A 10506-nucleotide genomic window follows, 5' to 3' on the forward strand; every position below is an offset into this window, starting at 1 on the left:
CACCACCAAATCAAAAGCCCCTGTAGGATTTAATTTTACAGGGGCTTTTTTTATACTGATTCCGAACATCAGGCTACATACAAACAACAGCGAATTTAAGCCGGTCAGGAAGACCAATAATTCAAGGGATCGCCTTTCCATGTTCGAACAAACCTTCAAAAACATCGACGACATCCTTCATAAAGACGCTGGCTGCTCCAGCGAGCTGGACTACACCGAACAGACCAGCTGGATGCTATTCCTCAAATACCTCGATGATCTAGAGCACGAAAAGTCCCTTGAAGCCGAGCTAATGGGCGAGGATTACCAGTACATCATTGATACCCAACACCGCTGGAGCACCTGGGCCGCCCCCAAGAATGACGACGGCAACTTTGACCACAACAATGCCCTCACCGGCAGTGATCTGATTGACTATGTGGATGCCGAGCTATTGCCCTACCTCAAGGGCTTCAAGCAGCGAGCTGAAAACCCCGACACCATCGAATACAAGATCGGCGAAATCTTCGGTGAAATCAAAAACAAGATCCAGAGCGGCTACTCCCTGCGTGATGCCCTGGAGAAGGTGGACGAACTGCGCTTTCGCTCACAGGAAGAAAAGCACGAACTCAGCCACCTCTATGAAACCAAAATCAAGAACATGGGTAATGCCGGGCGCAACGGCGGCGAATACTACACCCCGCGCCCGCTGATTCGCGCCATGATCGATGTGGTACAGCCGCAGATTGGTGAAACAATCTACGACGGTGCCGCCGGCTCGGCGGGCTTTCTCTGCGAAGCCTACGACTACCTCAGACAAGGCGGTGCAGAAAAGAAGCAGCTGTCCACCAGCAATCTGAAAACCCTGCAGGAGCGCACCTTCTACGCCAAAGAGAAGAAATCGCTGGCCTATGTGATCGCCATTATGAATATGATCCTGCACGGCATCGAAGCCCCCAACGTGATGCATACCAACACCCTGGCGGAAAACCTGCAAGATATTACCCCGGCCAATCAGCATGATGTGATACTGGCCAACCCGCCCTTTGGCGGCAAAGAGCGCAAGGAAGTGCAGCAGAACTTCCCCATCAAGACCGGCGAAACCGCCTTCCTGTTTCTGCAGCACTTTATCAAGAGCCTCAAGCCTGGTGGCCGCGCGGCGGTGGTGATCAAAAACACCTTTCTCAGTAATACAGATAATGCCGCCATTGCCCTGCGCAAGGAGCTGCTGGAAAACTGCAACCTGCATACAGTGCTCGACTGCCCCGCCAAGACCTTCCTCGGTGCCGGAGTTAAGACCGTGGTGTTGATCTTCACCAAGGGCGAGCCGACTCAACAGGTCTGGTATTACCAACTCGACCCCGGCCGCAGCCTGGGTAAAACCAATCCCCTTAATGACAACGACCTGAAAGAATTTGTCAGCCTACAAAAGGGTTTTGAGGGCTCGGCCAAGTCGTGGTCGCTGGCAGTGGCGGATATTGATCAAGCCACTTACGACCTATCGGTAAAAAATCCCAATGCCGAGGAGAAAAACCCACTGCGGGAGCCGAAGGCGATTATCGAGGAAATTATTGCGCTGGATAAAGAGTCTGAGGCGATACTGGCCAAGATTCAGGAGTTGGTGTAATGGGGTGGACCACGAAAGGGTTAGCCGATGTCTTATTCATTCAAGAAGGCCCCGGCATTCGTAAATATGAATACGAAGAAGACGGCTATCCAATGATTAATGTTCGGTGCGTACAAGATGGGTATATCGACATGTCGAAATCCCGTAGTGCAAACTATGAACTTGCTACCGGAAAGTGGAAACATTTCCAGGTTGAAGAAGGCGATATTTTATACACCATCTCTGGAACAATAGGTCGCTCCGCGATTGTTAAAAAAGCAGATTTACCCTTGTTAATGAATACAAGTGTTGTTCGTTTTCGATCATTACTAGATGAACTTGATACAAAATTTGTTTATTACTTTTTTAAAACCCCAAGTTTTATCAATGAGCTTTTGGGGCATTCAACTGGTACGGCTATAAAAAATGTGGGCCCCTCTCATCTGAAAAAGATGTGCATAAGCTACCCAGCCCTCCCCGAACAAAAACGCATCGTCGCCATACTCGACCAAGCCTTTGCCGACATCGACAAAGCCCGCGCCCTGACGGAGCAAAACCTCAAAAACGCCCGTGAACTGTTTGAAAGCTATTTGCAGCAGGTGTTTAGCCAACGTGGTGAGGGGTGGAGTGAAGAACGCCTTCAGGATGTTTCCATTGAGTTCGGCAGAGGAAAGTCAAAGCACAGGCCAAGAAATGACCCTGTGCTGTATGGGGGCGAATATCCCTTTATTCAGACAGGGGATGTAAGGAACTGTGAACATCTCATAACCAGCTTTTCCAAAACATATAACGAGGCCGGACTTGCGCAAAGTAAACTGTGGCCTAAAGGAACTATCTGTATAACCATTGCGGCCAATATCGCTGAAACTGGCATTTTGGACTTCGATGGCTGCTTCCCTGATAGCGTAATAGGTATTGTTGTTGATCCCAAATTAACGACCATTAGCTACGTTGAATATCTGCTTCAGTCTTTCAAAATCATTCTTCAGGCTCAGGGTAAAGGTTCTGCCCAAGACAATATCAATCTGGGAACCTTCGAGAATATGAAATTCCCGTTTCCCTCTTTAGATGAGCAAGAAAAAATTGTTCATCAATTAAGTGGGCTAATGACTCATGTGCAGGAGCTTGAAAAGATATATCAGATGAAAATTGAACAGATAGATGAACTCAAAAAATCCCTCCTCCAAAAAGCCTTTACCGGCGAGCTGACCAACAACATAGATGGAGCAGCGGCGTGACAGAACGCGATATTGCCTTAATTGATGACTTGCTGGCTCAAGCCAACGAAAACAGCCTGCTTGAATTCAAAAAAGACAACACCGACCCCAAAGTTATTGCCAAACTGTGCTCGGCGCTTGCCAATGCAGCTCGCATAGACAATCAAGAAACAGCCTATGTGCTTTGGGGCATTGAAGATGGTAGCCGCAAAATTATAGGCTCAAACTTCGACCCCGAATCGACCAAAGGTGAAAGCAACACAGTGCTACAGCTTTGGCTGGCTCAGCGCTTGAAACCAAGCATCGCCTTTGCCTTTCGTGTCGTTAATCACCCGCTGGGTCGCTTGGTGTTATTGGAAATTCCCGCCGCCACAACAGCACCCGTCGCTTATGAAGATATAGCCTATGTGCGCATTGGCAGCGCCACCCCCAAATTATCGGACTACCCCGACCGCCAGCAAAAGCTGATCACCAATCTGCGCCCTTATGTATGGGAAAAGGGCAGTGCCAAAAACTACCTATCCGCCGATGAAGTATTGTCACTACTGGATTACCCTGGTTATTTTCGTCTAACCCAACAAAATCTACCCGACAATAAAGCAGGTATATTGGAACGTTTGGCCGCCGACAGCCTCATTCAAGGTGATGTAGGCGAACGCTGGAACATCTCTAACTTGGGCGCCATCTTATTCGCACACGATTTAAGCCAGTTTGATTCTGATATTGCACGAAAAGCCGTACGCTTTATTGCTTACAAAGGTAAAAACAGAGCCACACCGGTTACGCACAGGCAAGATGGACAAAAAGGCTACGCGGTTGGGTTTGAAGGATTGCTCGGTTTTATCAATGGCCTGCTACCCAGTAATGAACACATTGGTGAAGCTCTCCGGCAAGCGCGACCTGTTTACCCTGAAATCGCAATTCGTGAAGTGGTTGCCAATGCACTAATCCACCAAAACATGACAATCCAGGGGGCCGGGCCCCAGATAGAACTGTTTGAAGACAGAATAGAGATAACCAATCCTGGCGAACCTTTGGTGCAAACAGATCGCATGATTGACCTACCCCCGCGTTCACGAAACCCCATGCTGGGATCTCTTATGCGCCGTATGGGAATATGTGAGGAGCAAGGAAGCGGGCTCGATAAAGTCATTGCCAGTATAGAGCTGTATCAGCTCCCCCCGCCCATGTTTAAGGCAGAAGCCGAATCTATGCAGGTAACTCTGTACAGCCCCCGAACATTTGCTGAGATGACACCTGAAGAACGGGTTAGAGCATGCTACCAACACGCCGTGCTATTGTGGCTAAGTGGGCAAAAATTGAAAAATACTGGCTTATGTGAACGTTTGGGCATAGAAAAGTCCAATGCCCCACAGGCCACAAAAGTACTCAACGCAGCCCTAAAAGCTGGTGTGATCAAGCCAGCAGAGGAAGGCCGTCCACGAGCCGGTTATCAGCCGTGGTGGGCCTGACTTCTTAACTTTTTAAGTATTAGAAAGCTAATGCCACAGCCCAAAAAGCCAATAAACACATAAAAAACAAAGAGTTAGAAACAAAATTTATTTCTTAATCCATTCTTAACTGACCGGATAATTTTTGTACAAATAATATTTGCATACCAGGATGCCTAAGTAATGACGATGAATGAGGCGGACACCCGAGCAAACCTAATCGACCCAAAACTGGTTGAGGCGGGCTGGGGCAAGGCTGAAAGCAGCTATATTCGCCGTGAGGTGAGCATCACCAACGGCCGCATCCTGCCGTCCGGGGGTAAGGACGGTGGCAAGCGCGCCTCCAGCCTAAGCAGTGACTATGTGCTGGAATACAAGGGCCGCAAACTAGCGGCGGTGGAGGCCAAAAAAGAGAGCCTTAGTTATACCGAGGGGGTACGGCAGGCCAAGGATTACGCCCAGCGCCTGCAATGCCGCCTTGGTTACTCTACCAACGGCCATGCTATCTATCAGGTCGATATGGTCACCGGCAAGGAAGGCTTGGTTGACCGCTTCCTTAGCCCCGAAGAACTATGGCAACTGGCTTTTAACCCTGAAGATGGTGAGGCAGAGCCCGACTTCGCCCCCATCTGGCGCGAGCGTTTTGCCCAAATCCCCTTTGAAACCAAAGGCGACTGGCAGCCCCGTTACTATCAGGAAAACGCCATCAACAATGCCTTGGAGAGCATTGCCCAAGGCAAACAACGTATCCTGCTGACGCTGGCCACAGGCACCGGCAAAACCTGTATCGCCTTCCAAACCGCCTGGAAGCTGTTTCACAGCCGCTGGAGCCTAAACGCCCAAAAGAACCCCGGTACCGCCAAAAAGCGCCCCCGCATCCTGTTTCTGGCCGATCGCAACGTACTGGCTAACCAAGCCTTTAACGACTTCGGCCCCTTTGGTGAAGATGCCATAGTCCGTATCGAGCCGGGCGAGATCAAAAAGAAAGGTGCAGTGCCGAAAAACGCCAGTGTCTTCTTTACCATCTTCCAGACCTTTATGAGTGGCCCAGAAGACGACGAAGGCAATAAAACGCCGTACTTTGGCGACTACCCGGAAGACTTTTTTGATTTTGTAGTGATCGATGAGTGCCACCGTGGCGGCGCCAATGATGAAAGCTCCTGGCGGGATATTCTCAATTACTTCTCCCCCGCCGTGCAGTTGGGTTTGACCGCAACTCCCAAGCGCAAGAATAACGCCGATACCTACGCCTACTTTGGCGAGCCGGTTTATAGTTATACCCTCAAAGAAGGGATCAACGACGGTTTCCTTACACCGTTTAAGGTGCTTCCCATCGTCGGCACCATGGATGAGTATGTTTACACTCCCGGTGATGGCGTGGTTATTCAGGGGAAACCGGAGCCCGGCAGGGTCTATAAGGAAGGTGACTTTAACCGCATTATCACCATCCCCGAGCGCGAAGAAATGCGCGTGCGCTACTGGATGGATCGCATCAACCCGCAGCAAAAAACTATCGTCTTCTGTGCCACCCAAGAACATGCCGGCATGGTTCGAGACCGCATCAACCAATATGCCGTCGAAAAAAACTGGAGCACCAACCCAAGTTACTGTGTCAGGGTTACAGCCAATGACGGTGCTGCCGGTGAAAACGACCTGAAAACCTTTCAGGACAACGAAAAGACCATACCCACCATCCTCACTACCTCTCGTAAGCTATCCACCGGTGTCGATGCCCGCAATGTACACAATATCGTGCTGATGCGCCCCTGTAACAACATGATCGAATTCAAGTAGATAATCGGGCGCGGCACCCGCATGTACGAGGGCAAGGATTACTTCACCATCTACGACTTCGTAAAAGCCCACCAGAACTTTGCCGACCCCGAATGGGATGGTGACCCAATAGCCGAAGAACCGGGCGACCCAAGACCGAAACCAGAGGGGCCAGGTGGCGACCAAGAACCAGATGGTGGTTTACCGGATGGGCCGGAGCCAGAACCTCACCCCGAAAAAATCACCATAAAACTGAATGACGGCAAAGCCCGAACCATCCAGCATATAGCCTCAGCCATGTACTGGAGCCCGGAAGGAAAACCCATTACAGCTAAAGAGTTTGTCGAGCGTATGTTCGATGACCTGCCCCAGTTTTTTGGAAATGAAGACCAGTTGCGGGAAATCTGGAGCGACCCCACTACTCGAGAAAAACTACTTAGCGACTTGGCTGAAGCAGGCTATGACGCTGAAAAACTCGACAGCATGAAAAACCTTATCGACGCTAAAGACAGCGATGTTTACGACGTGCTGGCCTTTGTAGCTTATGCCGTTGAAACACGCACCCGCATGGAGCGTGTAAAACAGGCCAAGCCCGCCATCCGCCAAACCTTTGCCGATTACAAGCAACAGGAGTTTATAGACTTCATTCTTGAAAAGTATATTGAGGACGGAGTGCAGGAATTGGCTGCCAACAAAATGCGCAGCCTGATTGAGTTGAAGTACAACACTATTAGCGATGCAGCAGCAGAGTTTGGCTCACCAGCAGTGATACGGGAAACTTTTGTTGGATTTCAAAAACACCTATATCAGGACTTCCAACAAGACTAAAACTTTACCGCCTAGAGCGCCTAGGTCCCTTATAATGTGATCTTCGACGATCACGCAGAGCATCATCATTTTTCACAAGGAACTTATTCTTCCTGGCAGTACCCGTCCAGGAACTATCGATTTTTGTATTACCTGCCTTCATATTGATGACTTCGTATTCACCACTATGAGAACCTACTGATTGCACAATCACATCACCCATCTTTGTTGTAAAAAGCTGCACCTCATGCTTCTTTAACAACTCCCTAATATTCGGCTTTGGATGATCAAATTGATTACCATAATTCGACGAGGCTACAGCCAATGAAGGTTTCACTTTTCTAATGAAGCCTGAGGTAGTAAAGCCGTTATCAGCACCATGATGTGCCATTATCAACACATCAACTTCCTCATAGACTGTCCTGCTACTACGAATCATTGATGAAATATTGGCCGACTCAACATCACCCAGACTTAAAACGTTGAATGATCCTGTGCGAAACTGCTTGATCGTAGAATTGTTGTTTGAACTATCCGAATCTATAACCTTTGGGTGATACATAACATCCCGATAACCATATGATTTTGCCTTCGAAAGACTATCAATATACTTGGGCGTCACGGCAATCAGCGTAGGGGTCACTATATGGCTGGGCTTATAGTTTTGAATTAACTTCAAGCTTTCCTTGCCACTATCGGTATGGGGCTCATAACCGGGATACTCAATTTTATTCGGCTTTAACTTAGTCAAAATATCTGTCAGCTGACTAGGCGAGCAATGGTCTTGATCCCAGGACGTAATATGCAGCGTTGAAATAGTAGTTCGGTTGCATGCCTTCAGCTCCGCCGCAATGCTTGCCTTATTTTCATCGGTATAACGGGCCTCTATCAAAGTAAAACTCGTCCCATCAAAATATGAAAATGATGATCCAGATGTTTCCAGGCGGTATGCCCTGAAGCGAGTTTCTATAGACTTAACTGTCATGCTCAACCTCACTTGCACCTGCAGCATGCTTCTCAACACGCGAGGCCAGATACCGAAGTTGTTTCAAATATGTGATAAGAAAAAGTAAAAACAAACCCATCAACTCCAAAACGGAGGAGTAATCAGCCAACAGGGGGTGGACTTTTATTTCGGTCCACCCCCATATGGCAGCCAGGCAGATAGCAGTCGCCACCATACTTCGATACAGGTTTGCAGTCTCTAACAGCGGTGAAATTTTGGGGTCAGACCTCTCAGCAGCAACATACTTATGATGATCATAGGGTTTGAATAAACCCACAAACTCCAAAACCGGCTGAACAATTAATGACCCTACACGAGAAACGATCATGCCCACGACATAGTAAACAACTAGAGCCACGACAATGTCATTAGGAACAATAACTAGGCTCAACTTGGTCTCAGCAATGAAGCAAAACAAAATTCCGGGCAGCAAATTATTCAACAGGTTATAACCTGAAATTTTCTCAATAAGACTTTCCATATCAAAAACCAAACCGTGAGGCACCAACCAAGCCCACAATGTTAATTATTAATTTGATTAACTGGTTGACTGGAAAAAGTTATGGGGGTTAATTTTAAGTAATCAAGGAGGCCGCCGTATTACACAACTCTACTATATGATGCACACACCAAGAACATGGGAGCACAAATAAAAACCAAAAAGATTTAGCTCTTATATTTCAACAGGTTAAATCGACCCCGGCCCACCATAACCAAAAGGCCAACCCTCACAGGTTGGCCTTTTTCATTACAGAAAAATTCCCACCTTCCTCCAATAAAATCAAACCCCCAACAATTTAACCAACGCCACACCCACCCCATGGGCCGACTGAGGATTCTGCCCAGTTATCACGCGCCCATCGACAATCACATTTTCCTGCCAGGGACCGGTCTTCTCATAACGGCCGGCATTGCGGGTCAGCGCTTCTTCAAGCAGAAACGGAATGTCATTGATGGTGCCGAAATCCACTTCTTCTTCGCGGGTAAAGGCCGTTACCCGTTTGCCATCGATCAATTTGGAACCATCGCTCAGAGTGATCGGTAACAAACCCGCCGGGCCGTGGCAGACAGCGGCAACTGCGCCGCCTTGTTCGTAGATGGCGGCCGAGAGTCTGGCAACGGGTTCGTGGCTGGCGAGGTCACTGAGCAAGCCGAAGCCACCAGGGTAGAACACGGCGTCGTATTTGTCGGCGCTGATCTGGGTATAGGGAATGGTGTTACGAATGCGATTCTGAAATTCGTCATCGGCCAGTACCGCGTCATTGACCGGATCGTGTTCAGCATCGGTGCCGTACAGAGGGGCGTTGCCTCCCTGGATCGAGGCAATGTCGTATTGGCAATTGGCTTGATTCAGCTCATGCAATACGTGGGTCAGTTCAGGCGCATAAGTACCGTTGGCACTGTCGGTATCGCCCAGCGTGGCGTGGTTGGTCACCAGAATCAGTACGTTTTTCATATTCTCTCCAAGGGGTTGGATGGCTCAAGGCCATTGGTTAGCTTGGCGACCAGATTAATTGACAACCATAAAACTGATAATAGAGCTAAAATGCAAATTACTATTGCCGTACAGCAACAATAAAGCGTTCAATGATTGGAGAGGCCTGTGTCTGCTTTTCAGGGTATCGATGAATTTATTGCCGTAGCCGAGGCCGGCGGTTTTACTGCGGCTGCCCGCCGCTTGGGGGTATCCACCTCTCATGTGAGCCGGCAGATATCGCAACTGGAGCAACGCCTGAAAACCGCGCTGTTTGCCCGATCCACCCGCTCGGTAAAGCTTACCGACCCCGGCCGCGACTACTACCAACGCTGCTCGGAATTACTTTCCGGATTACAGGAAGCCAATGAAGGGCTGAGCGATGTTCAGGTCAACCTGAGCGGCACACTGAAAATATCCGCCGGCGGTGTGTTTGCCGAACAGCACATAGCACCAGCGCTGGTGAAGTTTGCCGCGCAGCATCCGGACCTCAAGATCGAGATGGATTTCAGTTCGCGTCTGGTCAATTTTGTCGAAGAGGGTTACGACTTTTCCGTACGCTATGGCCGCCTCCGTGACTCGGGGCTGGTGGCGCGCAAACTGGTGGATCGCAAAATGGTCGCGGTAGCTTCACCCGGCTACCTGCAAGACCATGGGCAACCCTCATCCCCTGAGGACCTGTCACAACACCAATGCATTGTCGTCAACAACGACAACTGGCGCTTTCTGGACGACGGCAAAGAGTTAACCACTCGCGTCTCTGGCCGCTGGAAATCCAACAACGCCGCGGCCGCGGTGTCGGCCTGCAAAGCCGGTCTGGGTATCGCCTACATGCCACGCACCAGTTTCGCCGGGGCCATCGACGAGGGTGAATTGATCCCGGTGCTAGAGCCCTACTGGAGCAACCGGCAATCCACCTGGATCGTCTACCAGAACCGGCATTATCTTCCAGCCAAAGCGCGACTGGCGATTGATTTCCTGTTTTCTGAGTTCGCAGACTGGCAGGAATAATAACCGGCCTATTGACACTGCATGCATATACATATTAAATATCTACATGAACAAACACATCCCAATCGATCAGTACGGCCTCGAACCCTGTCTGGCACTAAGCCTGCGCAAGGCCAACCGCGTATTGACCCAGTTATACGATCACGATCTGACCGGGCATGGCATCAAGATCACCCAGTTCG

The 10506-nt window shown here is 49.4% G+C and carries 7 protein-coding genes and 1 pseudogene; 5 read left to right on the top strand and 3 right to left on the bottom strand.

Going from position 1 to position 10506, the window contains the following annotated elements:
- Nucleotides 1-139 precede the first annotated feature (139 nt).
- The 4 genes and pseudogenes from ACPXV9_RS15655 to hsdR all read left to right on the top strand — a co-directional run bounded on the left by ACPXV9_RS15655 (nt 140) and on the right by hsdR (nt 6854).
- Nucleotides 140-1606, top strand: a complete 1467-nt coding sequence (locus tag ACPXV9_RS15655; RefSeq protein ID WP_423899001.1) for an N-6 DNA methylase — start codon at nt 140-142, stop codon at nt 1604-1606.
- On the top strand, nt 1606-2823 hold the full coding sequence (locus ACPXV9_RS15660) for a restriction endonuclease subunit S (protein ID WP_423899002.1): 1218 nt from the start codon (nt 1606-1608) through the stop codon (nt 2821-2823). The genes ACPXV9_RS15655 and ACPXV9_RS15660 overlap by 1 nt, the downstream gene beginning before the upstream one ends.
- Nucleotides 2820-4274 carry an ATP-binding protein gene (locus ACPXV9_RS15665; protein ID WP_423899003.1) on the top strand — a complete coding sequence of 485 codons (1455 nt, stop codon included), beginning with the start codon at nt 2820-2822 and terminating at the stop codon, nt 4272-4274. Before ACPXV9_RS15660 ends, ACPXV9_RS15665 begins: the two co-directional genes overlap by 4 nt.
- 168 nt (nt 4275-4442) lie before the next feature.
- A pseudogene (gene hsdR, locus ACPXV9_RS15670) lies at nt 4443-6854 on the top strand (EcoAI/FtnUII family type I restriction enzme subunit R).
- Nucleotides 6855-6858: 4 nt separating this feature from the next.
- On the opposite strand, the gene ACPXV9_RS15675 reads toward hsdR, so the two are convergent.
- The 3 genes from ACPXV9_RS15675 to ACPXV9_RS15685 all read right to left on the bottom strand — a co-directional run bounded on the left by ACPXV9_RS15675 (nt 6859) and on the right by ACPXV9_RS15685 (nt 9295).
- Nucleotides 6859-7818, bottom strand: coding sequence for a ComEC/Rec2 family competence protein (locus ACPXV9_RS15675; protein ID WP_423899005.1), 960 nt, complete (start codon nt 7816-7818; stop codon nt 6859-6861).
- On the bottom strand, nt 7808-8320 hold the full coding sequence (locus ACPXV9_RS15680) for a hypothetical protein (RefSeq protein WP_423899006.1): 513 nt from the start codon (nt 8318-8320) through the stop codon (nt 7808-7810). The genes ACPXV9_RS15675 and ACPXV9_RS15680 overlap by 11 nt, the downstream gene beginning before the upstream one ends.
- Before the next feature lie 300 nt (nt 8321-8620).
- Nucleotides 8621-9295: a type 1 glutamine amidotransferase domain-containing protein gene (locus ACPXV9_RS15685; protein ID WP_423899008.1), complete on the bottom strand. Its 675-nt coding sequence runs from the start codon at nt 9293-9295 to the stop codon at nt 8621-8623.
- 147 nt (nt 9296-9442) lie between these two features.
- On the opposite strand from ACPXV9_RS15685, the gene ACPXV9_RS15690 reads away from it, so the two are divergent.
- Nucleotides 9443-10324, top strand: a complete 882-nt coding sequence (locus ACPXV9_RS15690) for a LysR substrate-binding domain-containing protein (protein ID WP_423899009.1) — start codon at nt 9443-9445, stop codon at nt 10322-10324.
- Nucleotides 10325-10506: the final 182 nt, after the last annotated feature.

Origin of the sequence: Candidatus Pelagadaptatus aseana (genome assembly GCF_040362265.1) — a bacterium.
Lineage (GTDB): Bacteria > Pseudomonadota > Gammaproteobacteria > Pseudomonadales > Cellvibrionaceae > Pelagadaptatus > Pelagadaptatus aseana.